This window comes from Streptomyces sp. HUAS CB01 (assembly GCF_030406905.1).
GTDB classification, from domain to species: Bacteria; Actinomycetota; Actinomycetes; order Streptomycetales; family Streptomycetaceae; genus Streptomyces; species Streptomyces chengbuensis.
The window spans coordinates 1,957,373-1,982,684 of the sequence record NZ_CP129137.1; the positions used below are offsets into that span (position 1 = coordinate 1,957,373).

The following is a 25,312-nucleotide window of genomic DNA, read 5'->3' on the forward strand; positions in this document are numbered from 1 at the left end:
CCGGCCGCCCAGTTCGGTCACCCCACGGCGCCCCCCGGCCGTGCGCCCGTGCCCCCGGAGCCCGTCGGCTCGGGCCTGGCCTGCGGAAGCACCGGCTGGAGCACCAGCATCCGCTCCACCAGCCTCACGAACATGGCCACGTCGCGGAGCAGGTCGTCGGCGTCGCGGCTGCCGGCGGCACCGGGGATGCCCGCCTCGGCGCGGGCCCGGCGCTCGGCACCGGAGGCGAAGAGCGCACTCCACTCCGTGAGCTCCGGGGCGATCTCCGGCAGGACCTCCCACGCGGAGCGTATGCGGGCCCGGCGGCGCGGGCTGGTCTCGGGCCGTCCGCGGGCGGCGAGGACGGCCGCGGCGGTGCGCAGCGCGGCGAGATGGGCCGTGGCATACCGCTCGTTGGGCGTCTCGAGGCGCGCGGCCTCGTCCAGGCCCGCACGCGCCTGGGCGAGCAGGTCGAGTGCGGCGGGGGGTGCGGACGAGCGCCGCAGCACGGGGTGGACGTCGGTCGCGGGTCCGGTCGGTGAGGGGGCAGGGCCGCCTGCGCGGAGCCGGCGTGCGGCAGCGGCGTACGAGCTGGCCATGACGAGCCTCCTGTCGTCGGGTGACGGCACTCCGGGCCGTCCGGGAACCATGGTGGGGGCCACCACTGACAATTCGCCCTGACCTGGGCTTGTCCCGGGCGAAGCGGGTACGGGACTCCGTGGTCCGGCCCACTCGCGGTGGTGAGGTGGCCGGGCGGCCGCCGGGCTAAGGTGATTCGAGGAGCACGGCGGAGCATGTGGGACATCCCGGAGCGGTCATGCGGGAACGACGCAGTGACCCGCCCGACAGTGCGCAGGCCCTCCTCCTCACCCTCGGGCGTCTCGTGGACCAGGCCCTGGAGCGGATCAGGCTCCAGCAGGCCCGTGTCGAGCTGGCCATGGCCATGCAGCGCCACATGCTCCCCCCGGACCTCCCGGAGCTTCCCGGCCTGCGGGTCGCGGCCCGTTACGCGCCCGCCAGGGACGGGCTGGAGGTGGGCGGCGACTGGTACGACGCCTTCATGATGCTGGACGGCTCGCTCGGGCTGGCGATCGGCGACGTGCAGGGCCACGACATGGAGGCGGTCGCCTTCATGGGACAGGTCCGCACGAGTCTGCGGGCGCTCGCCGAGATGACGAGCGACCCCCGCGAGGTCCTGGGCCGCGCCAACGACCTGCTCATCTCCATGGGCTGCGGACTGTTCGCCACCTGCTGCTTCCTGCGGTTCGACCCGGCGACCCGCGACCTCCAGGTGTCCCGGGCGGGCCATGTGCCGATGGTGTGGGCCACCGCCGGCGGCGGCTACGGCGTCGCGCTGGACCGCGGCGGTCCACCTCTCGGGATCCTCGCCGGCGAGCGCTACCCGGTGACGCACCGCAGGCTGACGGAGCCCGGGGTGCTCGTCCTGCTCACCGACGGGGTGGTGGAGGGGCCGGCGTACCCCATGGAGGCCGGGCTGGCCGAGGTCGCCAAGCTGGTGCGGACCGGTTTCGACGCGGACCCCGACGTCCTCGCGTCCGCGGTGATCGAAGTGGCCGACCTGACCGGCCACCGGGACGACGCCGCCGTGCTCGTCGCCCGTTACGACGGGCCGGCGGCCCCCTCCGCCGGCCCGGTCTGACGCCGCTTCCACGGACCTCGGAGGGGGCCGACTCGCCGCCCCGTCACCGGCGAAGGAAACTGCTGTCGTGCGCAATGAGGAGATCCGGCGTTACGGCTCGTCGGCGCTGCGGATCCTCGCTGTGGCCGCGGTCTACTACGGCTCCGCCAGGCTCGGGCTGATCCAGCAGCTGGTGCGCGGGCAGGTCACCCCGCTGTGGCCGCCGACGGGGGTGGCGCTGGCCGGTCTGCTGTTCTTCGGACTGCGGGTCTGGCCCGGCATCGCGCTCGGGGCGTTCCTGGTCAACTTCTCCATCGGCCCGACCCCCTTCGCGGTGCTCGCCATCGCCGCCGGCAACACCGCGGCGCCGGTCTGCGCATACCTGCTGCTGCGCCGGGCGCGGTTCCGCCAGGAGCTGGACCGGCTGCGGGACGTGCTGGCGCTCGTCTTCCTCGGGGCGCTGGGCGGCATGCTGGTCAGCTCGACCGTCGGCACCGCGACCCTCGTCCAGGCCGGGGCGCTGGATCCGGACCGCTTCTGGCCCGCGTGGTCGGTGTGGTGGACGGGCGACGCGATGGGCGTGCTGGTGGTGACGCCGTTCCTGCTCGTGCTGCGCCGGGCGCGGTGGCCCGTCCCGGCCGGTCCGGCCCGCTGGGCGGAGGCGACGGCGCTCGGGCTCTGCACGCTCGGCGTCACCCTGCTGGCGACCTCGACCCGGAACTCGTCGCTGCTGTTCCTGGTCTTCCCGTGCCTGATCTGGGCGGCCTTCCGGTTCCAGCTCGCGGGGGCGGCGCCCTGCGCGCTCCTGGTCTCGACGCTCGCGATCACGGCGGCGGCCCGGCAGCTGGGACCGTTCGCCGGGCACGACCTGTTCGCGAACATGGTCACGCTGCAGGCCTTCAACGGCGCCACGGCGCTGACGGCGCTGCTGATGGCGGCCGTGATCACCGAGCGGAACCAGACCCACGAGGAGATCAAACGCGTCTGCGCCCGGCTCGCCGAGATCGTGGCGGGCGCAGAGCCGCGCGACCGCTGAACTCCCCACCCGTTTTGCTTCGTTCCCGGGTTCGGAGTAGCTTTTGCACTGACCAGTCAGTTCAAAAGGGGGAGGCCGCGTGGACAGCCCACACGGGGCAGCCGTACGAGCCGAGGGCTTCGGCCTCAAGGGGCCGCGCGGCTGGGCGTTCCGGAAGGTGGACGTCGAGGCCGGTCCGGGCTCGCTCATCGCGATCGAGGGCCCGTCCGGTTCGGGACGCACCTGCCTGCTGCTCGCGCTCACCGGACGCATGAAGCCGGCGGAGGGACACGCGGAGGTGGGCGGGCTGCGGCTGCCGCGCAGGATGGCGGCCGTCCGCCACATCAGCGCGCTGGGGCCGGTGCCGGGGGTGAGCGACCTCGACCCGGCGCTCACCGTCACCGAGCATCTGCGGGAGCGGGCTCTGATGCAGCGGCGCTTCGACGGTTCGCTCCGGGCGCTGCTGCGGCCGCCGGGGGAACGGGCCGCGGCGGCCCGGGCGCGGATCGACGAGGCGCTGGGCAGCGTCGGGCTCGACGTGGAGGCCCTGCCGAAGGCGGGGCGCACGGCCGTACGGGATCTCGAACGGCTGGAGGCGCTCCGGCTCTCCGTGGCCCTCGCCCTCGTCGGCCGTCCGCGGCTCCTGGCCGTCGACGACGCGGACCTCAAGCTCTCCGAGGCCGAACGTGCGGAGGCGTGGGAGCTCCTCCGGGGCATCGCGGCCCGGGGCACGACCGTGCTCATGGTCTGCACCGAGGCTCCGGAGGACGCCGTGGTGGTCCGTACGGTCACGGGGACGGCCACACCGGCCGCGGCCGACGTACCGGACGACGGGACGGCGGACGGCGACGCGCGCGTCACCGGGAGCGGGGACGGCGCGGAGGACGCGGACCGCGACGGCGCGCCGCAGCCGTCGGCGACCGGGAAGAGCACCTCGCCGGAGACCGCCGACGGGGCCGACGGGGCCGACGGGGAGACGGTCCCGTGCGCCGAGGGGGCCGGGACCACCGCCGGGGCCGGGCCGGCCGCGTCGGGGGACGCCTCGAAGCACACCGGCACCGGCACGGCCCCGGACGTCGACAAGAACGCCCGCGCCCGCACCCGCACTGCCGTGGACACCGGCGCCGGGACCCGCGCTCACGACATCGAGACCAAGAACGAGACCGAGGAGGGGGCGGCCGATGCGCTCGCCGAAACTGGCCGCGCTTGAGCTGAGGCGATTCGGCAGGGGCAAGCTGCCGCGGGCCGCGCTCGTCGCGATCCTGCTGCTTCCACTGCTCTACGGCGCCCTGTACCTGTGGTCGTTCTGGGACCCGTACAGCCGCCTCGACCGGATCCCCGTCGCGCTCGTCAACGACGACAGGGGCGCGACCGCCGCCGGGAAGAAGATCGCCGCGGGCGACGAGATCACCGAGGGCCTGCGGGAGAGCGACGTCTTCGACTGGCACGAGGTGAGTTCCCGGGAGGCCCGCAAGGGCGTCGAGGACGGTACGTACTACCTGTCCCTGACCATGCCCGCCGACTTCAGCAAGCGCATCGCCTCCGCGTCCGGTGACGCTCCGGAGACCGGGGCGCTGCAGGTACGGACGAACGACGCGAACAACTACATCGTCGGGCAGATATCCCGCACGGTCTTCGCCGAGGTGCGCAAGTCCGCGTCCAAGAACGCCTCCCGCTCCTTCCTCGACAAGATCTTCATCTCGTTCTCCGACATCCACGACGCGACCGAGAAGGCCGCGAAGGGCGCCGACAAGCTCAAGGGCGGCATCGGCAAGGCGAAGGAGGGCTCGAAGGAGCTCGCCGACGGCCTGAAGGACGCCAAGGACGGCAGCGGCAGACTCGCGGGCGGTATCACCCGCCTCGACAACGGCGCGGGCAGACTGGAGAGCGGCGCCCGCGAGGTCGCCGCCGGCACCCAGCGGCTGGCCGACAAGGTCAACGGGATCGCGGCCGACGTCCGGCCGTACCTCAAGGACAACGGTGCGGCGATCGGCGAGCACGCGCGGTTCGTGGAGCACGGCGCCCGCGCCGCACGCAGCCACCTCGACCTGCTCGTGACGACCGCCCCCGCCGCGGCCACCAAGGCGCACGAGGCCGCCGACAAGGCGGCCGCGCTGCACAAGTCCCGCTGCGAGGACGCCGTTCTGCCCGACCCCGCCGTCTGCTCCGTGCTGGAGCAGGCCAAGACCGCGACGGCCGACTCCGCGGCGGTCGCCGACGACGTCAGCAAGCTGGTGCGGGACAACAGCGGCGAACTCAAGCAGCTCGACGCCCGTCTCGCCAAGATCCAGAAGATGGCCAAGGACCTCGCCGACCGCTCCCCCACCCTCGACGACGACGTCGAGAAGGCCGTGGCGGACGTCAACCGGCTCAACTCCGGCGCCCACAAGGTCGCCAAGGGCGCCGGCGACCTCCACAAGGGGCTGGGCAGCGCACGCACCGGATCCACCGACCTCGACACCGGCGTCGGCAGGCTCAAGAACGGGGCGCACGACCTCGACGGCGGCATGTTCAAGCTCGTCGACGGCTCGGGCGAGCTGGCCGGCGGCCTCAACGACGGCGTCGGCAGGATCCCCGACTACGACAAGCAGGAGCGCGACCGCCGCACGGACGTGATGGCCGACCCGGTGCAGCTCGCGTCCCAGTCCCTGCACAAGGCGGACAACTACGGCACGGGCTTCGCCCCGTACTTCATCCCGCTCTCCCTCTGGGTCGGCGCCATGGTGGCGTACATGCTGATCCAGCCGCTCAACCGGCGCGCCCTCGCCGCCGGCGCCTCGGCCTGGCGGATCGCCCTCGCCGGCTGGCTGCCGGTGGCCGCGATCGGGCTGCTCCAGGTCGGCGCGCTGATGGCGGTGCTCCACTGGGGTCTCGGGCTGCAGATGGCCCGCGCCGCAGGGACGGTCGGCTTCCTGGCCCTGGTCGTGTGCTGCTTCGCCGCGATCATCCAGTGGCTCAACGCCCGCTTCGGCGCGGCCGGCCGGATCCTCGTGCTCGCGCTGCTGATGCTGCAGCTGACCTCGGCGGGCGGCACGTACCCCGTCCAGACCAGCCCGTCGTTCTTCAACGCCGTCCACCCCTTCCTGCCGATGACCTACGTGGTCGAGGCGCTGCGCCGGCTCATCACGGGCGGCGGCGCCGGACCGGTGTGGCAGGCCGCGGCCGTCCTCGTCGCGTTCACCGCCGGGGCGCTCGCGCTGACCGCGGTATCGGCACGGCGCAAGCAGGTGTGGACGTTCGACCGTCTTCACCCCGAGCTGAGCCTGTGAGGCGGGCGGACCTGTGAGAATCGGCACCATGAACAGCAGCAGCACCCGGAGACAGGCCACACGCGCCAAGCTCTACGAGGCGGCGGTGACCCTCATCGCCGAACAGGGCTTCTCCGCCACCACGGTGGACGAGATCGCCGAGCGGGCCGGCGTCGCCAAGGGCACGGTCTACTACAACTTCAAGAGCAAGACCGAACTCTTCGAGGAGCTGCTGCGGTTCGGGGTCGGCCTGCTGACCGCCTCGCTGCAGGAGGCCGCCGACGAGGCGGAGCGGCGGGGCGGCACCAAGATCGAGGCGCTGGACGGGATGATCCGGGCCGGTCTGGTCTTCATCGACCGCTACCCGGCCTTCACCCAGCTGTACGTCGCGGAGCTGTGGCGCACCAACCGGGCCTGGCAGTCCACGCTGATGGTGGTCCGACAGCAGGCCGTCGCCGTCGTCGAGACGGTGCTCCGGGAGGGCGTCGAGCGGGGCGAGCTGAGCGAGGAGATCGACATTCCGCTGACCGCCGCCGCGCTGGTCGGAATGGTGCTGGTGGCGGCGCTCGACTGGCAGGCGTTCCAGCGGGAGCGGTCGCTCGACGATGTGCACGCGGCCCTGTCCCGGCTGCTGCACGGGCGCGTCGGCGGCTGCTGACGCCCGCCGGGCCCGGTGCCCGCGGGGGCCGGTGAACGCGGGGGCCGGTGAACGCACCGTCCGCCCGCCGGGGGAGCCGTCCGCGCGGACGACGCGTGCCGGTGCGGTGAAGCTCGATCCCCCCGAGCTTCGCCGCACCGGCGTTTCCCCCGTCGTTCCCCCGCTCCCCCGTTGCCCTGTACCGCTGTTCCCCCGGGTCCGGGCAACCCCCGTTCGGCAGGTGCGCCGCGCCGTTCCGCCGCCCCGTGTCGGCGGTGCCGGCGCCGCGCCCCCTCCGTGGCCTCCACTCTTCCGTCCGCGCAGGCCGGCCCCCATCCGCGCGCCTACTCATCTCCCGCACTAGGTACGGATACTCAGAGGCCCGTGCTCATCCCCACCCGCTCCGAGTGCGGGCTGGTTACGATCGCGTCCGTGTCCGTACTCCCCCTGGTGTTCACGAGCGGCTGGGCCAGCGGCATCAACGCGTACGCGGTGGTCCTGCTGCTCGGTCTGTTCGGCGCCGCCGGGCTCACCGACGAGGTGCCCGAGTCGCTGCAGCGCACCGACGTCCTGGTCGCGGCCGGGGTGCTGTTCCTGTGCGAGGCGGTGGCGGACAAGATCCCGTACGTCGACTCCGCCTGGGACTCCGTCCACACGGTGATCCGGCCGGTGGCAGGGGCGGTGGTGGCCGCGCTGCTGGCCGGGGAGAGCGGGTCCCTGCCGGAGCTCGCGGCGGGCGCGGTGGGCGGTACCACGGCGCTGATGAGCCATCTGGTGAAAGCCGGCACCAGGATGGCGGTCAACACCTCCCCGGAGCCGTTCAGCAACATCGCCGTGAGCACGGCGGAGGACCTCGGGGTAGCCGGGATCGTCACGTTCGCGATCTTCCACCCCGTGCCGGCGGCGATCATCGCGGCGACACTGCTCGTGCTGGGGCTGGTGATACTGGCCTTCCTCGCCTCGCGGATCCGCCGCTTCCTGCGCCGCCGCGCCCAGCGCCGGGAGGAGAAGCGCGTCGCCGCGGGGCTGCAGGGCCCACCGCCCCGATGACTGTCGGAGTCGGCCGATACAGTCCCTGACATGGCACGGATTGTGGTGATCGGCGCCGGGATGGGCGCCATGGCGGCCGCTGCCCGGCTGGCCGTGGCGGGCCACCGGGTGACGGTGTACGAGCGGGCGGACACGTACGGCGGCGCGGTGCGCCGGTTCGAGCGTGACGGCTTCGCCTTCGACACCGGGCCCGGCCTGCTCCATCTGCCCGCCGTCTGGCGGGACTTCTTCGTGAAGACCGGCAAGGAGCCGCTGGAGAAGTGCGTGGAGCTGGTCCAGGTGGATCCGGCGAGCCGTCATGTCTTCCCCGACGGCACGGCCGTGACGCTGCCGAACGCCTCGCGGGCGGGGATCGTCTCGGCGCTGGACGGAGCGCTGGGTGCCGGGGCCGGCGAGCGCTGGGGCGAGTTCCTGGTGCGTGCGCGGGACGCCTGGGACCGTTCACGGCGGCCGCTGCTGGAGGAGCCGCTGCCCGCGGACACCTCCTCCCTCGCGCGGGACCCGTATCCGGCGCTCAAGGGCGGGCTGTTGCGCCGCCCGGCGCGCACCCTCGCCGAGGTGGGCCGGCGTGAGCTGCGCGATCCGCGGCTGGCGGCACTGCTGGAGAGCCACGCCCTGGCGTACGGCTTCGATCCCGCCACCGCTCCCGCGTCCGCCGCCGTCCTGCCGTACATGGAGCAGACCTTCGGCAGCTGGTACGTGCGGGGCGGGATACGGGCCCTCGCGGAGGCCGTGCACGAGCGGTGCCTCGCGCGGAAGGTGGAGTTCGTCCTCGGCGCCGAGGTGACGGACGTACGGATCGAGGACGGCCGGGCGGTCGGCGTGGAACTGGCGGACGGCCGCACGGCCGAGGCCGATCTTGTGGTCGCGGGCGCTCCCGTGCCCGCGCTGTACCGGGACCACGTCCTGCCGTGGGGTTCCCAGGACGAGTGGCCGCACCACCAGTCCGTGGTGCGGACGGGGCGGGTCACGCTCTGCCTGGCGCTGAGCGGCACCCGGGAGGCGGGCGCGGCGCACCGCACGGTGGTGCACTCGCCCGACCGGTCCGGGGAGTCGGCGGCGCTGGCCGCCGGGCGGTTGTGCGACCGGCCGACGGTCGTGGTGCTGCGGCCGGACGACGAGCGCCTGCGGCCCGGCGGCCACGAGGCCGTCACGGTGACCGCGACCGTCACCGCCGCCGTCGGCGGCCCGTCGTCGGACCGTCCGCCGGGCGGGGACGACGCGGGCGTGGAGGCGTTCGCGGACCGGATGGCGGCCGCCGCGGAGGCGGCGGTTCCGGGTCTGCGCGAGCGGCTCCTGTGGCGCGAGGTGCGCACACCCGCCGACACCTTCCGGGAGACGGGCACCCCTCAGGTGCCCGGACCGGCCCTGGCCGGGGCGGGCGGCGCGCTGCTGCCGGCGGCGAACGTCTCACCGGTGCCCGGGGTGTACTTCGCGGGCGGCTGGTCGCATCCCGGCGGCGGGCTCGCGCACAGCGGCATGTCGGGTGCGCTGGTGGCCGGCCTCATCGTGGAGGGCGCGGACTTCCGCGGCTCGCAGTGACCTGACCCGAGGGGCGGTCCGGCCCCGGGCGCGGCAGCCACTCCCGAGGCGTCCGAACGCCGAAAGGCACGGAAGTGCGGCGCCCTCACTGTCCGGGCGCGGCGGGGCGGGGAACGTACGGCGCCTTCTTCCGCGGGCCGCTGGGGCACGCGGCCGCTTTCCGCGCCGGACGTGCGGCACCCCGTCCTGGCCTGCGGGCTCGTGCATCACGGCGCCCTCCGCGGCCCGACCTCGGCCGTGCGGTCCCGTTCCGCAGCCTCGGCCCCTCGGGCACGCCTTCCGCGCCCGCGCGTTCGGACGGCCGGGGTGCGCGAACCCGCCCCGCCGTCCCGCGCTGCAAGCGCTCGGTCGCGCGGGTGTGCCGCCGGGGAGCGGGCGCCTCAGTAGCGGTAGGGCCGGCCGTTGGGGTCGTTCTGGTAGCCCTGCTCGTAGCCGTACGGGGCGGGCTGGTCCGGCGGCGGCGGGACCTGGTCGCCGTCGCGCTGCAGCGGCACCCACACGCCGCCCGGCGGCGTCTCGTGGTAGCCCTGCGCCGCGTAGGGGTCGGTGTACTGCTGCTGGCCGCCGTAGCTCTCGTACGCGCCGTAGCCCTGAGCGGCGCTGTCGGCGTACGGGTCGGAGTAGGCGGCGTACTGCTGCTGCCCGGTGCCGTAGTCGTACGACCCGGCGTAGGCGTCATGGGTGCCGGCCGGCTGCTGGTAGCCGTGGCCCTGGGAGTAGGTGTCGGCGTATCCGGTGGAGTAGCCGCCGTAGGCGGCGTCCTCGCCGCCCTGGGGGTGGTTCGCCGCGTAGGCCCCGTCCGTGTAGATGCCGTACTGCCCGGTGTCGTCCGGGAGCGGCTGCGGCTCGTAGACGGTGGTGCTCGCGGCGGCCGCGGGATCGTCCGTGTCGGGGCCGGACGGACCGGGGCGGCCCGCGTCGTCGTGGGCGTCCTCGTAGGCGTCCGCGTAGTCGATGCCCGTGACCTCGAGCACGGGATCGCGGTCGACGGGGGCGGCGCCGGACCTGCGGCGGCGGCTGGAACCAGGGCTGCCGCCCAGCGCCCAGCCGGTGGAGAAGCCGCGCCGGAAGGAGAGCGTGACGTACGTCTGGCCGACCGCGAAGGCGGCCGCACCAATGCCGATCACGATGATGTTCGGCATCAGCACACCGACGACCACGCCGAGGAAGCCGACGAACGCGACCAGCCGCCAGCGCAGCCGCGCCTTGTACTGCAACAGCACCTCGCCGAGCAGCCACAGCGCGACAATGCCGAACGCGATGTAGAGCACCGTCCAGCCCATGCCCGCCCCTCTCCTGCGGCCTCCCGCCCGGGGTGCGGCGGGGTGCGGCCGTTCACGACTGCTGGTGCAGTCCGAGATTCTCGTAGATTTCGAGCGTCGCGGTGGAGTTGTTCAGCGTGATGAAGTGAAGCCCGGGGACGCCCTCGGAGAGCAGCCGCGCGCAGAACTCCGTCGCGAACTCGATACCGATGGAGCGTACAGCGGCGGGGTCGTCCGCGACGGCGCGGATCCTCTGTTCGAGCTCGGCCGGGAACGACGCGTTGCTGAGCTGGGCGAACCGCTCGATCTGCTTGACGCTGGTGACGGGCATGATCTCGGGGATGATCGGGGTCTCGCAGCCCGCAGCCGCGACGCTGTCCCGCAGCCGCAGATAGTCCTCGACGCGGAAGAACATCTGTGTGATCGCATAGTCCGCACCGGCGCGGCACTTGTCCACGAAGTGCTCGATGTCCGTTTCCCAGTCGCTGGAGCGGGGGTGCATCTCCGGGAAAGCCGCGACGCCGACACAGAAGTCGCCCGACTCCTTGATGAGCCGGACGAGCTCCGCCGCGTACCGCACACCCTCCGGATGCTCCACCCACTCGCCCATCGGGTCGCCGGGCGGGTCGCCCCGGACGGCCAGGATGTTCCTGATCCCGGCGTCCGCGTACTGGCCGATCATGTTGCGCAGTTCCGCGATGGAGTGGTTGACCGCGGTGAGGTGCGCGACCGGGGTGAGCGTGGTGTCGGCGGCGATCTGCTGGGTGGCCTTGACCGTGCCCGCGCGGGTGGATCCCCCGGCCCCGTACGTCACCGAGACGAAGTTCGGCTGCACCGCCTCGACGCGGCGGAGCGCGTTCCAGAGGTTCCGCTCGCCCTTCTCGGTCTTGGGCGCCCAGAACTCGAAGGAGTACGAGGTCTTGTCGCCGGCGAGCAGCTCGCGCACCGTGCGTGCGCGATCCGTCCGGGTGGAAGCTGTGCCGAGGGCCATAGTCGCAGGTTATCCACGGGGCAGCGGTCTCCCAACCGCATTCCACCCATCGGACATGGATCGCTCATGAATCGGCCTACTGCGCGTAGGCCCGTATCCGCTTGGCGAGACGGGCGGACGCCTCGGCCGGATCGTCGGCCTCCGTGATCGCACGGACGACGACGACACGGCGGGCACCCGCCGCCAGGACCTCGTCGAGGTTGCCGGCGTCGATCCCGCCGATCGCGAACCAGGGGCGGTCCTGGCCGAGCGAGGCCGTGTAACGGACCAGGTCGAGGCCCGGTGCGGGGCGGCCCGGCTTGGTCGGGGTGGGCCAGCAGGGGCCGGTGCAGAAGTAGTCGACGCCGGGCTCGGCGGCCGCCGCGTCGACCTCCTCGCGGGCGTGGGTGGAGCGCCCGACCAGCACCCCGGAGCCGAGGATCGCCCGCGCGGCCGGCACGGGCAGGTCGCCCTGGCCGAGGTGCAGCACGTCGGAGCCGACGGCGTGCGCGACGTCGGCCCGGTCGTTGACCGCGAGCAGCTTCCCGTGGCGGCGGCAGGCGTCGGCGAACACGGCGAGGTGCTCCAGCTCCTCGCCGGCCTCCATGCCCTTGTCACGCAGCTGCACGATGTCCACCCCCGAGGAGAGGACGGCGTCCAGGAACTCCGGGAGGTCGCCCTGGCGCTTGCGGGCGTCCGTGCAGAGGTAGAGCCGGGCGTCGGACAGCGCCGCGCGGGATGCGGACATGGGTGGTACCCCCCGGGGTGGGTCGGCGGTGCGCGCACCGGGTGCCGGACCGTCCGGCCCGGTGCGCGCACCGCATCGAGATGGGTGTGTCAGGACGCCGGCGACGTACTCGGGACGTCGTCAGACGGCGAGCGCCTGGGCCCGGCGCTTCACCTCCGTGCCGCGATTCTCGCTGAGCGCCTCCGCGGGGGTCCCCGGCAGGGTGGGGTCCGGTGTGAAGAGCCACTCCAGCATCTCTTCGTCGGTGAAGCCGTCGTCCCTCAGGAGCGTCAGGGTGCCGGAGAGGCCCTTGACCACCTTGCCGCCCTTGATGAAGGCGGCAGGCACCTGGAGCGTCCGGTTCTCACCGCGGCGCACGGCGATCAGCTGACCCTCCTTGACCAGCTGCCGTACGCGCGTCACCTCGACGTCGAGCTTTTCCGCGACGTCGGGCAGGTGGAGCCAGGCGGGGACGAGAGCATCGATCTTTGCGTCAATCTCGGTCACGGGACCAAGCGTGCCATCCCGGACTGACAGTCGGTAGCGGGGCCCGGTCGAGCTGCGGCCTTCAGAGGGACAAGCGACACCCCACCGCCGTCTCCGGCCCTCCTCCGAACCCCGGGCACGCCGCTCCGGACGACCGCCGCCGGGCCGTTCCCCCCGCCCGGGCAGGGCGGGGTGGCCCCGCGGCGGCTCCGGGCACGCCCGACGGCTCAGAGCACCGCGTTCTTCAGGGGGACGGCCGGGTCGGCGGCGCGTTCGGCGTCGATCCTGGCGCCGACCTCGATGAGCCTGCGCCCCTGGGCCAGGTCCCGGGGCCTGCCGACCGCCAGCAGGGCGACCAGGGCCCCGTCCCGCAGCCACAGCACCGACCAGGAGGCGTCGTCCGGGCCACCCCGGCGCACGAGCGCGTCGGCCGCGCCGTGGTGGCCTGCGTACTGCACGAACCGCCCGAACTGCTCCGACCAGAAGTACGGCACCGGGTCGTAGATCTCGCCCGGCTCGCTCCCCTGGCCCGTGTCCGCGCCGACGACGTTGGCCGCGACCGTACGGGGCCCCTGGAGCGCGTTGTCCCAGTGGTGGACGAGCAGGCGCCGCCCGTAGCGGCCCGAGGGGAAGGAGGCGCAGTCCCCGACCGCGTACACGTCGGGGAGCGAGGTCCGCAGCCGCTCGTCCGCGGTGACCGAGCCGTCGGGGCCCAGGTCGATGCCCGAGCCGGCGAGCCAGCGGGTGGCGGGCCGGGCGCCGATGCCGACGACGACGGCGTCCGCGGGGAGCCGCCGGCCTCCTTCGAGGACCACGGCGCCCGGTTCGACGGCGGCGACGCGGGCGCCGGTGACGAGCTCCGCGCCGGCCTGGGCGTACCACTCCGCCATCGGGGCGGCGACCTCGGCCGGCAGGGCCCCCGGCAGCGGGCGGTCGGCGGCCTCGACGACGGTGACCTCGCAGTCCGCCTCGCGGGCGGCGGTGGCGAACTCGGCGCCGATCCAGCCCGCGCCGACGACCACGATGTGGTGGCGGCGCTCCAGCACCGGGCGCAGCCGCTCCGCGTCGTCGAGGGTGCGCAGCAGATGCACCCCGGGGACGCCCTCGGTGCCGGGGAGGGTGACCGGCTCCGCTCCCGTGGCGATGACGAGCACGTCGTACGGGACGGGCCCGGCCGGTGTGTCGAGCTCGTGGTCCCCGGGGCGCAGGCCCGTGACCTCGAGGCCGAGCCGGAGGTCGACGTCGAGCGCGTCGAAGTCGACGTCGAAGGCGGAGTCCTCCGCCTTCCCGAGCAGGACGGCCTTGGACAGCGGGGGCCGGTCGTAGGGCTGGTGCGGCTCGGCTCCGACGAGGCCGATGCCGCCGGTGAAGCCCTGTTCGCGCAGGGCCACGGCGGTCTGCACGCCCGCCATCCCCGCCCCGACGATGACGACACGGCGGCTCGGCGCCGTCTGCTCGCTCTCACTCACCGGGCCACCCTAACCACCTGACGACACGTCAGGAAGGGACCTGCTCCACGACGCTCGTGCCGGACCCCTGCCGCGACTCCCACTCCCAGGTCTCGTCCAGCCGCACCCGTCCGTCGGGAAGCTCGACCACGGTGGAGACGCAGTGCCCGGAGGCCGTCGTCCCGTCCTGCTTCAACTGGACGTAGCGGAAGTCCAGCCGGTCCCCCTCACGGGTGCCGACGAGATGGCCGCGGACCACGTCGCCGCCGGCGTACTCGGCCCAGATCCGGCCCCCGTCCTCGTGGTACGTGAACCGGGTGCGGGTGCCGACCTGGCCGGGCGCCTGGTCGGCGACCGGGGCGAGGACGAGTCCGTCGAGCGAGCGGGCCACGGCAACGGCTCCCTTACTGGCGGTTGGCGACGAGGGTTAGGCTGGCCACCGTACTGCTACTCGCGGGAGCCCGGAGCACCGGGCTGAGAGGGAGGCTGAGGCGGCCTCCGACCGTACGAACCTGATCCGGGTCATGCCGGCGAAGGGAGGGTCCGGACGCCCATGCATCCAGGACATTCACCACGACGTTCCCCAGGACACTCACCGGGACGGTCCGCGGACGTCCTCGTCGTCGGGGGCGGCGTCATCGGCCTCGTCACCGCCTGGCGGGCGGCTCAGCGCGGACTGCGGACCGCGCTCGCCGATCCCGCCCCGGGCGGCGGGGCGGCGCAGGTCGCGGCCGGCATGCTGGCGGCCGTCACGGAACTCCACTACGGCGAGGAGACGCTGCTCGGGCTGAACCTCGCCTCCGCCGACCGCTATCCGCGGTTCGTGGCGGAGCTCGAGGAGGCGACCGGGCAGGAGACCGGGTACCGCGCCTGCGGGACGCTCGCCGTGGCGCTCGACGCGGACGACCGTGCGCATCTGCGCGAACTGCACGCGCTGCAGCGGCGCTTCGGGCTGGCGTCCGAGTGGCTCACCGGCCGGGAGTGCCGGCGGCTGGAGCCCATGCTGGCACCGGGCGTGCGCGGCGGGCTCCGGGTGGACGGCGACCACCAGATCGATCCCCGGCGGCTGGCCGGGGCCCTGGTCGTGGCGTGTGAACGGGCCGGGGTGGTGTTCCACCGGCGGTGGGTGGAGCGGCTGTCGGTGGTACGGGACCGGGCTGCCGGAGCCGTGCTGGCCGGCGGCGAGGCGATCCCGGCCGGCCAGGTCGTGCTCGCCGCGGGCAGTCTCAGCGGCCGGCTGGAGGGCGTGCCCGCGGAGGCGCTGCCCCCGGTGCGCCCGGTCAAGGGGCAGGTGCTGCGGCTGACGGTGCCGCCCGCCTACGCGCCGTTCCTGTCGCGGACGGTCCGGGCCGTGGTGCGCGGCAGCCACGTCTATCTCGTGCCGCGCCAGAGCGGCGAGCTGGTCGTCGGCGCGACCAGCGAGGAACTCGGCTGGGACACCACGGTCACGGCGGGCGGGGTGTACCAGCTGCTGCGCGACGCACACGAACTGATGCCCGGCATCACCGAACTCCCACTGACCGAGACCCGGGCGGGGCTGCGCCCCGGTTCCCCGGACAACGCCCCGCTGCTGGGCCCCGCGGAGCTGCCCGGTCTGCTGCTGGCCACCGGCCACTACCGCAACGGCGTCCTGCTCACCCCGGTGACCGGTGACGTCATGGCGCACGTCCTGGCCACCGGTGAACTGCCGGACGAGGCCCGCGCCTTCACCCCACGTCGCTTCTCCCCCGCCCAGCAGGAGGTGTCCGCATGACCGCGTCCACGCACACCGTGTCCGTCAACGGGCAGCCGCGCGCCGTCGCGGCCGGCACCACGCTCGACGCACTGGTGGCCACGCTCACCGCCGCGCCCTCCGGGGTCGCGGCCGCCCTCAACGAGACCGTCGTGCCCCGTGGCGAGTGGCCGGGGACGCTGCTCGGCGAGGGCGACCGCGTCGAGGTGCTCACCGCGGTGCAGGGAGGCTGAGCGGCGTGGCGGACGATCGTCTCGTACTGGCCGGGACCGAGTTCTCGTCCCGGCTGATCATGGGGACGGGCGGGGCGCCCAGCCTCGACGTCCTGGAACGCGCGCTGGTGGCCAGCGGTACGGAACTGACCACGGTCGCGATGCGGCGCCTCGATCCGACCGTGCAGGGCTCGGTGCTCTCCGTGCTGGACCGCCTGGGCATCCGGGTCCTGCCGAACACGGCGGGGTGCTTCACCGCCGGTGAGGCCGTGCTCACCGCGCGGCTGGCCCGGGAGGCGCTCGGGACCTGCTGGATCAAGCTGGAGGTGGTGGCGGACGAGCGGACGCTGCTGCCGGATCCGGTCGAGCTGCTGGACGCGGCGGAGGTGCTGGTGGACGACGGCTTCATCGTGCTGCCGTACACCAACGACGACCCGGTCCTGGCGCGGCGGCTGGAGGACGTGGGCTGTGCCGCGATCATGCCGCTCGGCTCCCCGATCGGCTCGGGCCTCGGCATCCGCAACCCGCACAACTTCCAGCTGATCACCGAGCGGGCCGGGGTCCCGGTGATCCTCGACGCGGGCGCCGGCACGGCCTCGGACGCGGCGCTGGCGATGGAGCTGGGGTGCTCCGCGGTGATGCTGGCCTCCGCGGTCACCCGTGCGCAGGAACCGGTCGTGATGGCCGAGGCCATGCGGCACGCGGTCGAGGCGGGGCGGCTGGCCCACCGGGCGGGCCGCATCCCGCGCCGTCACTTCGCCGAGGCGTCGTCCCCCGTCGAGGGGCGGGCGGCACTGGACCCGGAGCGCCCCGCCTTCGGGTGACGGCACCCGGCCTCCCAGGACGGTCCCGGTCCCGATGACGCACGTCACAGGTCCGCTGCAGCCCCGGCCGGGGGGCCGGGGCCGGGTGTCCGGGCTCGTAGACTCGCCTGCGTGGATACGACCCTTCAGGACCCCCTCGTCGGGCAGGTGCTCGACGGCCGCTACCGCGTCGACGCGCGTATCGCCGTCGGCGGGATGGCCACGGTCTACCGGGCCGTGGACACCCGGCTCGACCGGGTGCTCGCCCTCAAGGTGATGCACCCGGCGCTCGCGGCGGACGCCTCCTTCGTCGAGCGCTTCATCCGCGAGGCGAAGTCCGTGGCCCGGCTCTCCCACCCGAACGTGGTGGGCGTGTACGACCAGGGAGCCGAGGGCGCTTACGTCTATCTGGCGATGGAGTACGTGGCCGGATGCACGCTCCGCGACGTGCTGCGGGAGCGGGGCGCGCTCCGGCCGCGGGCGGCTCTGGACATCCTGGAGCCCGTGCTGGCGGCGCTCGGCGCCGCGCACCGGGCCGGCTTCGTCCACCGGGACATGAAGCCCGAGAACGTACTGATCGGGGACGACGGACGGGTCAAGGTCGCCGACTTCGGGCTGGTCCGGGCCGTGGGCTCGGTGACGAGCACCACGGGATCGCTGCTCGGGACCGTCTCCTACCTGGCGCCGGAGCAGATCGAGTCCGGCACGGCCGACACCCGCGCCGACGTCTACGCCTGCGGTGTCGTGCTCTACGAGATGCTCACCGGCGGCAAGCCGCACTCCGGCGACACCCCGGCCCAGGTGCTGTACCGGCACCTCAACGAGGACGTGCCGCCACCGTCCGCCGCCGTGCCCGGGCTCGCCCCGGAGCTGGACGGCCTGGTGGCGGCCGCCACGGCCCGCGACCCCGAGTCGCGCCCCGACGACGCCGTCGCCCTGCTCGGTCGGACCCGCGAGGCCCGCGCGGGACTCGGTGACGACCAGCTCGACGCCGTACCGCCGCAGGCCCGGACGCCGGGCGCGGAGTCGTCCGCCGGTCCCGAGGACCGTACGAGCGTGATCGCGCGGCCGCTGCCCACGGCGGGCGGGGCCGTCGACCGGACGAGCCGGCTGGAGATGCCGCCGACCGGTCCCCCGCCGTCCCGTCCGGGGGGCCGCCGGCTGCCGGCACCGCGCCGCGGGGTCCTCGCCGCCGTCGTCGCCGTGCTGCTGGTCCTCGGCGGAGGTGCCGGCGTCTGGTACATCAACTCCGGGCAGTTCATCCGGGTGCCGACCGTCCTCGGCCAGACCGAGGCCGCGGCGAAGCAGCGGCTCTCCGCCGCCGGCCTGGACGTCGAGGCCGTGCGGAAGGGCTTCAGCGACGCCTACGACCGGGGCACCGTCATGGACGTGAACCCCGACCCCGGGCAGCGCATCCGCCACAACGGCTCGGTCACGCTCGTCATCTCGCGCGGGCCCGAGATCGTCAAGGTTCCGGAGCTCGAGGGACTGAAGCTCGCCGACGCCAGGAACACCCTGCGCAAGGCCGGGCTGGCCCCGGGCGTGATCACCAGGGAGTTCAGTGACGATGCCGCGCAGGGCACGGTGATCGGCTCCGACCCGGCCGCCGGCACCGAGCGCCGCCCGGACTCCGCGATCGCTCTCGTCGTCAGCAAGGGCTCCCCGGTCGACGTCCCGGACGTCACCGGCGAGTCCGTCGAGGACGCCACGGGCACCCTCGAGGACGCCGGGCTGAAGGTGAAGGTCGCGCCGGAACAGGTCCACTCCCCCGAGGACGCCGGGACCGTCGCCCGGCAGTCCCCCGGGGAGGGCGGGCAGGCCGCCAAGGGCGACACGATCACCCTCACGGTCTCCAAGGGTCCCCGGATGGTCGAGGTCCCGGACGTCACCGGGGACTCGCTGAGCGACGCCAGGCGCGAGCTGGAGGAGGCGGGCTTCGAGGTCAAGGTCGAGCGGGCCTTCCCGTTCCTCGGGGACACCGTCGAGAGCCAGTCCGTCGAGGGCGGCGGGCAGGCCGCCGAGGGCAGCACGATCACGATCAGGACCAAGGGGCTCTAGCACCGTGCACAACCCTGTCGGCGCCCATGTGCCCGTGGCCGGCGGCCTGGCCCGGACGGGTCTGGCCTACGCCCGGGAGATCGAGGCCGAGGCCGTCCAGGTCTTCGTCGCCAATCCGCGGGGCTGGGCCACCCCGGCGGGCAACCCCGCGCAGGACGAGCTGTTCCGTACCGGGAGCGCGACCGCCGGCATACCGGCGTACGTGCACGCCCCGTACCTGATCAACTTCGGCTCCCACAGCGCGGTCACCGCCGAGCGGTCCGTGGAGTCGCTGCGCCACTCACTGCGCCGGGGCCGGGACATCGGCGCGGCGGGTGTGGTGGTGCACACGGGATCGGCGACCGGGGGCAGGACCCGGGAGACGGCCCTCGCGCAGGTGCGGGAGCTGGTGCTGCCGCTGCTGGACGAGCTGACGCACGACGACGACCCGTTCCTGCTGCTGGAGCCGACGGCCGGGCAGGGGTTCTCCCTCTGCTCGCTGGTCGAGGACCTCGGCCCGTACTTCGAGGCCCTGGACGCCCACCCCCGGCTGGGCGTCTGCCTGGACACCTGCCACGCGTTCGCCGCCGGTCACGACCTCGCCGCACCGGGCGGAGCCGGACGGATGCTGGACGTGCTCGTCGCCACGGTCGGCCCGGGCCGGCTGCGACTGTTCCACGCCAACGACTCCAAGGACGTCGTCGGGGCGCGCAAGGACCGTCACGAGAACATCGGCGCCGGCCACATCGGCGAGGACGCGTTCCGCGAGCTGATGCTGCACCCCGCGGCGGAAGGTGTGCCGCTGATCATCGAGACCCCCGGCGGCCGGCACGGCAAGGAGACGTACGCGGCCGACGTGGCACTGCTGAAGAAGCTGCGCGACGGCTGAGCCCCGGGCCCGTACGGCCTAGAACTCGGGCCCGTCCCCCGGCTCCTCCTGGTACGAGTAGCGCTGCTCACGCCACGGGTCGCCGACGTTGTGGTACCCCCGCTCCTCCCAGAAGCCCCTGCGGTCGGCCGTCATGTACTCCACGCCGCGGACCCACTTCGGGCCCTTCCAGGCGTAGAGGTGCGGGACGATCAGCCGCAGCGGGAATCCGTGCTCGGCGGTGAGCAGCTCGCCGTCCTTGTGGGTGGCGAAGATCGTGCGCTCGGAGAGGAAGTCGGAGAGGCGCAGGTTGGCGCTGAAGCCGTACTCGGCCCAGACCATGACATGGGTGACCGCCGGTGCCGGCGGAGCGAGGTCGACGATCGTCGAGGCCGGGACTCCGCCCCATTCGGCCCCGAGCATGCTGAATTTCGTCACGCAGTGGAGGTCCGCGACGACCGTCGAGAACGGCAGCGCCGAGAACTCCTCGTGGTTCCAGCAGCGCTTGTCGCCGTCGGCGGTGGCGCCGAAGACGCGGAACTCCCAGCGGTCAGGCTTGAACTTGGGAACGGGCCCGTAGTGGGTGACCGGCCAGCCGCGCTGCAGACGCTGTCCCGGGGGTAGCTCGGACTGTTCTGACGCCCGGTGTTCCCGGCTCTCCGGCTGACCCATGCCTTCAATGGTGACAGACCAGGAGGGGTGGTCATGACCAGGTCTGGCCCGATTCGGGCAACTCCGACTAAGGAGGCACTTACTGGACGCCCTTGGATCACGGTGCGAGGATGCGCGCATCCTGCCCGAGTCACATGTGCGGAAGGAGCCTCTGCGATGCAGGGCGATCCCGAGGTCATCGAGTTCCTCAATGAGCAGTTGACTGCCGAGCTGACCGCGATCAACCAGTACTTCCTGCACGCCAAGATGCAGGAGAACTTCGGCTGGACGAAGCTCGCCAAGTACACCCGGGCCGAGTCGTTCGACGAGATGAAGCACGCCGAGGTACTCACCGACCGCATCCTGTTCCTGGAAGGGCTGCCGAACTACCAGCGGCTGTTCCATGTGCGGATCGGACAGACGGTCACCGAGATGTTCCAGGCGGACCGGCAGGTCGAGGTCGAGGCGATCGACCGGCTGCGGCGCGGCATCGAGGTCATGCGCGCCAAGGGCGACATCACGTCCGCGAACATCTTCGAGTCGATCCTCGCGGACGAGGAGCACCACATCGACTATCTCGACACCCAGCTGGAACTGGTCGAGAAGCTGGGAGAACCGCTCTACATCGCCCAGGTGATCGAGCAGCCGGAGTCCTAGAGCCCCGTCCCCACCCGGAGACCCGTGCCGCTAGGCCGCTTCGCGCAGCCGGCCGCGCGAGACCGTCTCGGTGCCCACCGGGGTCATGTCCTCGGACAGCACGGCGGCGCCGTCGCCCTGCTCCAGCAGCTCGCGGCGCGGGCACGCGCCACGGCCCAGGATTCCCTGGATGCGACGTACACAGGACCCGCAGTCGGTGCCGGCCTTGGACACCGAGGCGATCTGGCGGGGGGTGCAGGCACCGGCCTCCGCGTGTTCCTTGACCTGCTTCTCCGTGATGCCGAAGCACGAGCACACGTACACGCGGTTCACCTCCCGGCGGGATCGAGGTCGACTGTGGTGCCCGTCCCGAAGATCGGTGAGGCAAACCTAACCTTACCCGCCGCCCGCCGGTCGCAAAAGCCCCGGGTGCGCCGGTGGGGCGTGGATCACACGGATCCACGCCCCACCGTCGTACCGGCCGGATCACTGGTCGCGGTACATCTCCGCGACCAGGAAGGCGAGGTCCAGCGACTGGCTGCGGTTCAGCCGGGGGTCGCACGCCGTCTCGTAGCGCTGGTGCAGATCGTCGACGAAGATCTCGTCGCCGCCGCCCACGCACTCGGTGACGTCGTCACCGGTGAGCTCGACGTGGATGCCGCCCGGGTGGGTGCCCAGCGCCTTGTGGACCTCGAAGAACCCCTTGACCTCGTCGAGCACGTCGTCGAAGCGGCGCGTCTTGTGGCCGGAGGCCGCCTCGAAGGTGTTGCCGTGCATCGGGTCGGTCACCCAGGCCACGGTGGCACCGGAGGCGGTGACCTTCTCGACCAGCTCGGGGAGCCGGTCCCGGACCTTGTCGGCGCCCATGCGCACGATGAAGGTCAGCCGGCCGGGCTCGCGCTCCGGGTCCAGCCTCTCGACGTACTGCAGGGCCTCGTCGACGGTCGTCGTCGGGCCGAGCTTCACCCCGATGGGGTTGCGGATCTTGGACGCGAACTCGATGTGCGCGCCGTCCAGCTGGCGGGTGCGCTCACCGATCCAGACCATGTGGCCCGAGACGTCGTACAGCTCGCCCGTGCGCGAGTCGACCCGGGTGAGGGCCGACTCGTAGTCCATGAGCAGGGCCTCGTGGGAGGCGTAGAACTCGACGGTGCGGAACTCCGCCGGGTCCGTGCCGCAGGCCTTCATGAAGTTCAGCGCGTTGTCGATCTCGCGCGCGAGCTGCTCGTAGCGCTGTCCGGACGGGGACGACCTCACGAAGTCCTGGTTCCAGGCGTGCACCTGGCGCAGGTCGGCGTAGCCACCGGTGGTGAAGGCGCGCACGAGGTTCAGCGTCGACGCGGAGGCGTGGTACATCCGCTTCAGCCGCTCGGGGTCCGGGACCCGGGCCGCCTCGGTGAACTCGAAGCCGTTGACCGAGTCGCCCCGGTAGGTCGGCAGCGTCACCCCGTCACGGGTCTCCGTCGACTTGGAACGCGGCTTGGAGTACTGGCCGGCGATCCGGCCGACCTTCACGACCGGCACGGACGCGGCGTACGTGAGCACCGCACCCATCTGGAGCAGGGTCTTCAGCTTGTTGCGGATGTGGTCGGCGGACACCGCGTCGAAGGCCTCGGCGCAGTCGCCGCCCTGGAGCAGGAACGCCTCGCCCTTGGCGACGGCTCCCATCCGGGCGCGCAGCTGGTCGCACTCGCCCGCGAAGACGAGCGGCGGATACGACTCGAGGTCCGCGATCACATCGCGCAGAGCCTCGGCATCGGGGTACTCGGGCTGCTGCGCCGCGGGCAGGTTTCGCCAGGTGTTGCCACCGGTTGCGGTGGACTTAGCGTTCACGGTCACCCCGACAACATTACGTGGTGAAGCGGTCGGTCCACGCCGTGGCCCAGAAAGTGAGACGGCGGCCTCCGGCGGGCGGGACGCGAGTGGGGTAGGGTTCCGGGCATGTTCGCGCAGACGACCCAGAACTGGTGGTGGACCGCTCATCCGGCGGCCCACTGATCCGATCGCGCGCACAGAGTTCCGCGAAGGCCGCCCGAGGGGCGGCCTTTCCCGTTTCCGCGGGCCGTTCCTCCCACCACGGAAGGAACCCCACCATGCACATCCTCGACCGGCTGCTGAACCCCGGCGCCCCTCCCTTCGCCCTGCTGCGGCGGCGCACCCCGGGCCGCGACCACGACACCGTCGAGGTGCTGACCGGCCCGGTCCTCGAGGTCGAGCGGCTCGCCGACATCCCGGTCGGCGAGCGCCCTTCGCTGGCGCTCGTGCCGTTCCGGCAGATCCGCGAGCGGGGCTTCGACGTGCACGACGACGGCACACCGCTCTCCGTGCTGGTCGCCGAGGAGTCCTGCGAGCTGCCGCTCGACGAGGTGCTGAACCGGCTGCCGGCGCACGAGGTGGGCGTGGAGGGCGGCGGCTTCGACGTCGGCGACGAGGAGTACGCGGAGATCGTCCGGCGCGTGGTGGAGGACGAGATCGGGCGCGGCGAGGGAGCGAACTTCGTCATCCGGCGCACGTTCACCGGGTGCGTCCCCGGCTTCGGCAGAGCGGACGCCCTGGCGCTGTTCCGGCGGCTGCTCGCCGGAGAGCGCGGTGCGTACTGGACGTACGTCGTCCACACCGGGGACGCGGAACCCGCGCCGGAGGGGCGGGGCCGCCGTACGGGCGGGCGCACGCTCGTCGGGGCGAGCCCGGAGGTGCACGTGCGGATGTCCGGGGGCACGGTCGTGATGAATCCGATCAGCGGGACGTACCGCTACCCGGCCGGCGGGCCGACCGTCGACGGACTGCTGGACTTCCTCTCCGACCGCAAGGAGACCGACGAGCTCTCCATGGTCGTCGACGAGGAGCTCAAGATGATGTGCACGGTCGGCGACATGGGCGGTGTGGTGGTCGGGCCCCGTCTCAAGGAGATGTCCCATCTCGCGCACACGGAGTACGAGCTGCGCGGACGCTCCTCGCTCGACGTCCGCGAGGTGCTGCGCGAGACGATGTTCGCGGCCACGGTGACCGGCTCGCCGGTGCAGAACGCCTGCCGCGTCATCGAGCGCCACGAGCCCGCCGGCCGGGACGGCCGAGGGCGCGGGTACTACGCCGGCGCGCTGGCGCTGCTGGGCACCGACGCGGGCGGTGCGCAGACCCTCGACTCGCCGATCCTGATCCGTACCGCCGACATCTCCGCGTCGGGCGAGGTGCGGGTGCCGGTCGGGGCGACGCTGGTCCGCCACTCGGACCCGGCGTCCGAGGTGGCGGAGACGCACGCGAAGGCGGCGGGGGTGCTGGCCGCGCTGGGGGTCCGCCCGGGGCGGGCCCGGGCGGAGGCGGCGCGGCCGCGCCTGGCCGACGACCCGCGGGTACGGGCGGCCCTGGACGCCCGGCGGGCGGACCTGGCGCCGTTCTGGCTGCGGATGCAGTCCCGGCCGGAGCGGGTCTCGGGGCATGCGCTGGTGGTGGACGGCGAGGACACGTTCACGGCGATGCTGGCGCATCTGCTGCGGGGAGCGGGGCTGGACGTGACCGTTCGCCGCTACGACGAGCCGGGTGTGCGGGAGGCGGTGCTCGCCCATGCCGGGCCGGTCGTGCTCGGCCCGGGGCCGGGCGACCCGTCGGACGCGGCCGACCCGAAGATGCGCTTCCTGCGCTCGCTCACCGCGGAGCTGCTGCGCGGCCACCGCGGCGGGCTGCTGGGGGTGTGCCTCGGTCATGAACTGATCGCCGCCGAGCTGGGGCTGGACATCGCCCGCAAGGAGACGCCGTTCCAGGGCGCGCAACTGCGGATCGGACTGTTCGGCACGGAGGAGACGGTCGGCTTCTACAACAGTTTCACGGCCGTCTGCGACGACGAGGCGGCGCGGGAGCTGGCCCTGCGCGGCGTCGAGGTGAGCCGCGCCCCGTCGGGAGAGGTCCACGCGCTGCGCGGGGCGGGATTCGCTGGCATCCAGTTCCACCCGGAGTCGGTGCTGACGCTGCGCGGGGGCGAGATCGTCCGCATGCTCCTCGACGCGGTGGTCCCGGAGCGGGCGCCCTGACGGATGCCGGGCCGGACCGGCGGGCCGGACCGGCGGGCACGGACCGGGCGGACACGGGGACCCGGTCCGTGCCCTCCGGGCTCCGAGTCCGTGCCGTCCGGGGTGGCGATCCGTGCCCTCCGGGCTCCCGTTCCTGGCCTCCCGGGCTCCCGGACCGTGCCCTGTCCGGGCCTCCGGGGCGGCCCGGCGGGGACGGCAGGGGTCGCGCGGCGGGATCTCAGAAGGGGCGCACGACGCGCGGCTCCTGCTGTACGGCTCGGTGCCGGCGTCCAGTACCGACAGCGCACCCGGGATCCGCCGTCGTCGGCCCGTCGGGAGTCCTGGGCTGGACGCGAACCGGCGCCT

The 25,312-nt window shown here is 73.3% G+C and carries 25 protein-coding genes and 1 riboswitch; of the genes, 15 read left to right on the forward strand and 10 right to left on the reverse strand.

Features of this window, described 5'->3' with window-relative positions; translation table 11 throughout:
• Window positions 1–17: 17 nt before the first annotated feature.
• Entirely contained in the window at window positions 18–578 is a 561-nt protein-coding gene (locus tag QRN89_RS08725; RefSeq protein ID WP_290348775.1) for an SAV_6107 family HEPN domain-containing protein, read from the reverse strand.
• Between the two features lie 218 nt (window positions 579–796).
• On the opposite strand from QRN89_RS08725, the gene QRN89_RS08730 reads away from it, so the two are divergent.
• The 7 genes from QRN89_RS08730 to QRN89_RS08760 all read left to right on the forward strand — a co-directional run bounded on the left by QRN89_RS08730 (window position 797) and on the right by QRN89_RS08760 (window position 9,110).
• Window positions 797–1,639 carry a PP2C family protein-serine/threonine phosphatase gene (locus tag QRN89_RS08730; protein ID WP_290348776.1) on the forward strand — a complete coding sequence of 281 codons (843 nt, stop codon included), beginning with the start codon at window positions 797–799 and terminating at the stop codon, window positions 1,637–1,639.
• A gap of 67 nt (window positions 1,640–1,706) precedes the next feature.
• On the forward strand, window positions 1,707–2,654 hold the full coding sequence (locus tag QRN89_RS08735; RefSeq protein ID WP_290348777.1) for an MASE1 domain-containing protein: 948 nt from the start codon (window positions 1,707–1,709) through the stop codon (window positions 2,652–2,654).
• 79 nt (window positions 2,655–2,733) lie between these two features.
• Window positions 2,734–3,843 carry an ATP-binding cassette domain-containing protein gene (locus QRN89_RS35795; protein ID WP_435833243.1) on the forward strand — a complete coding sequence of 370 codons (1,110 nt, stop codon included), beginning with the start codon at window positions 2,734–2,736 and terminating at the stop codon, window positions 3,841–3,843.
• Complete coding sequence (locus QRN89_RS08745) at window positions 3,815–5,902, forward strand: YhgE/Pip family protein (protein ID WP_290348778.1); 2,088 nt, start codon at window positions 3,815–3,817, stop codon at window positions 5,900–5,902. Before QRN89_RS35795 ends, QRN89_RS08745 begins: the two co-directional genes overlap by 29 nt.
• Before the next feature lie 28 nt (window positions 5,903–5,930).
• Window positions 5,931–6,539, forward strand: a complete 609-nt coding sequence (locus QRN89_RS08750) for a TetR/AcrR family transcriptional regulator (RefSeq protein ID WP_093653289.1) — start codon at window positions 5,931–5,933, stop codon at window positions 6,537–6,539.
• Window positions 6,540–6,950: 411 nt separating this feature from the next.
• The gene (locus QRN89_RS08755) at window positions 6,951–7,568 is read left to right on the forward strand and encodes a DUF4126 domain-containing protein (protein WP_290348779.1); all 618 of its coding nucleotides are present in this window, start codon (window positions 6,951–6,953) and stop codon (window positions 7,566–7,568) included.
• A 30-nt stretch (window positions 7,569–7,598) separates the two neighbouring features.
• A complete protein-coding gene (locus QRN89_RS08760) occupies window positions 7,599–9,110 on the forward strand; it encodes a phytoene desaturase family protein (protein ID WP_290348780.1) in 1,512 nt (503 codons plus the stop codon).
• A gap of 380 nt (window positions 9,111–9,490) precedes the next feature.
• Here the strand turns inward: QRN89_RS08760 and QRN89_RS08765 are convergent, their stop codons facing one another.
• The 6 genes from QRN89_RS08765 to QRN89_RS08790 form a co-directional block, all read right to left on the reverse strand.
• Window positions 9,491–10,393 carry a hypothetical protein gene (locus tag QRN89_RS08765; RefSeq protein WP_290348781.1) on the reverse strand — a complete coding sequence of 301 codons (903 nt, stop codon included), beginning with the start codon at window positions 10,391–10,393 and terminating at the stop codon, window positions 9,491–9,493.
• Window positions 10,394–10,445: 52 nt separating this feature from the next.
• Window positions 10,446–11,363: a methylenetetrahydrofolate reductase [NAD(P)H] gene (gene metF / locus QRN89_RS08770; RefSeq protein ID WP_290348782.1), complete on the reverse strand. Its 918-nt coding sequence runs from the start codon at window positions 11,361–11,363 to the stop codon at window positions 10,446–10,448.
• Between the two features lie 76 nt (window positions 11,364–11,439).
• A complete protein-coding gene (thiE, locus tag QRN89_RS08775; RefSeq protein ID WP_290348783.1) occupies window positions 11,440–12,090 on the reverse strand; it encodes a thiamine phosphate synthase in 651 nt (216 codons plus the stop codon).
• 120 nt (window positions 12,091–12,210) lie between these two features.
• Window positions 12,211–12,576, reverse strand: a complete 366-nt coding sequence (locus QRN89_RS08780; protein WP_290348784.1) for an Rv2175c family DNA-binding protein — start codon at window positions 12,574–12,576, stop codon at window positions 12,211–12,213.
• A 206-nt stretch (window positions 12,577–12,782) separates the two neighbouring features.
• Window positions 12,783–13,967 carry an NAD(P)/FAD-dependent oxidoreductase gene (locus QRN89_RS08785; protein WP_290353628.1) on the reverse strand — a complete coding sequence of 395 codons (1,185 nt, stop codon included), beginning with the start codon at window positions 13,965–13,967 and terminating at the stop codon, window positions 12,783–12,785.
• Between the two features lie 85 nt (window positions 13,968–14,052).
• Window positions 14,053–14,394: an avidin-fold protein gene (locus tag QRN89_RS08790; RefSeq protein WP_290348785.1), complete on the reverse strand. Its 342-nt coding sequence runs from the start codon at window positions 14,392–14,394 to the stop codon at window positions 14,053–14,055.
• A 52-nt stretch (window positions 14,395–14,446) separates the two neighbouring features.
• Window positions 14,447–14,559: riboswitch (TPP riboswitch) on the forward strand.
• Here QRN89_RS08790 and thiO point away from each other — a divergent pair.
• The 5 genes from thiO (at window position 14,557) to QRN89_RS08815 (ending at window position 19,676) form a co-directional block, all read left to right on the forward strand.
• A complete protein-coding gene (gene thiO / locus QRN89_RS08795; protein WP_290348786.1) occupies window positions 14,557–15,756 on the forward strand; it encodes a glycine oxidase ThiO in 1,200 nt (399 codons plus the stop codon). Its footprint overlaps the riboswitch before it by 3 nt.
• Window positions 15,753–15,968 carry a sulfur carrier protein ThiS gene (gene thiS, locus QRN89_RS08800; protein ID WP_290348787.1) on the forward strand — a complete coding sequence of 72 codons (216 nt, stop codon included), beginning with the start codon at window positions 15,753–15,755 and terminating at the stop codon, window positions 15,966–15,968. The genes thiO and thiS overlap by 4 nt, the downstream gene beginning before the upstream one ends.
• Window positions 15,969–15,973: 5 nt before the next feature.
• Window positions 15,974–16,771 (forward strand): thiazole synthase, encoded by a 798-nt coding sequence (locus tag QRN89_RS08805; RefSeq protein WP_290348788.1) that lies wholly within the window; start codon window positions 15,974–15,976, stop codon window positions 16,769–16,771.
• A 111-nt stretch (window positions 16,772–16,882) separates the two neighbouring features.
• Entirely contained in the window at window positions 16,883–18,808 is a 1,926-nt protein-coding gene (gene pknB / locus QRN89_RS08810; protein WP_290348789.1) for a Stk1 family PASTA domain-containing Ser/Thr kinase, read from the forward strand.
• A gap of 4 nt (window positions 18,809–18,812) precedes the next feature.
• Window positions 18,813–19,676, forward strand: a complete 864-nt coding sequence (locus QRN89_RS08815) for a deoxyribonuclease IV (RefSeq protein WP_290348790.1) — start codon at window positions 18,813–18,815, stop codon at window positions 19,674–19,676.
• An 18-nt stretch (window positions 19,677–19,694) separates the two neighbouring features.
• On the opposite strand, the gene QRN89_RS08820 is transcribed toward QRN89_RS08815, so the two are convergent.
• Complete coding sequence (locus tag QRN89_RS08820; protein ID WP_290348791.1) at window positions 19,695–20,327, reverse strand: sulfite oxidase-like oxidoreductase; 633 nt, start codon at window positions 20,325–20,327, stop codon at window positions 19,695–19,697.
• Window positions 20,328–20,483: 156 nt separating this feature from the next.
• Between QRN89_RS08820 and bfr the strand changes: the two genes are divergently transcribed.
• Window positions 20,484–20,963, forward strand: a complete 480-nt coding sequence (gene bfr, locus QRN89_RS08825; protein WP_290348792.1) for a bacterioferritin — start codon at window positions 20,484–20,486, stop codon at window positions 20,961–20,963.
• A 30-nt stretch (window positions 20,964–20,993) separates the two neighbouring features.
• On the opposite strand, the gene QRN89_RS08830 is transcribed toward bfr, so the two are convergent.
• A complete protein-coding gene (locus QRN89_RS08830) occupies window positions 20,994–21,266 on the reverse strand; it encodes a (2Fe-2S)-binding protein (RefSeq protein ID WP_390702001.1) in 273 nt (90 codons plus the stop codon).
• 162 nt (window positions 21,267–21,428) lie between these two features.
• Window positions 21,429–22,781: a class II 3-deoxy-7-phosphoheptulonate synthase gene (locus QRN89_RS08835; RefSeq protein ID WP_290348794.1), complete on the reverse strand. Its 1,353-nt coding sequence runs from the start codon at window positions 22,779–22,781 to the stop codon at window positions 21,429–21,431.
• Window positions 22,782–22,883: 102 nt separating this feature from the next.
• Here QRN89_RS08835 and QRN89_RS35550 point away from each other — a divergent pair, with 102 nt between their 5' ends.
• On the forward strand, window positions 22,884–22,940 hold the full coding sequence (locus tag QRN89_RS35550) for a trp operon leader peptide (protein WP_078513512.1): 57 nt from the start codon (window positions 22,884–22,886) through the stop codon (window positions 22,938–22,940).
• Between the two features lie 95 nt (window positions 22,941–23,035).
• On the forward strand, window positions 23,036–24,967 hold the full coding sequence (locus QRN89_RS08840; protein ID WP_290348795.1) for an anthranilate synthase family protein: 1,932 nt from the start codon (window positions 23,036–23,038) through the stop codon (window positions 24,965–24,967).
• Window positions 24,968–25,312: the final 345 nt, after the last annotated feature.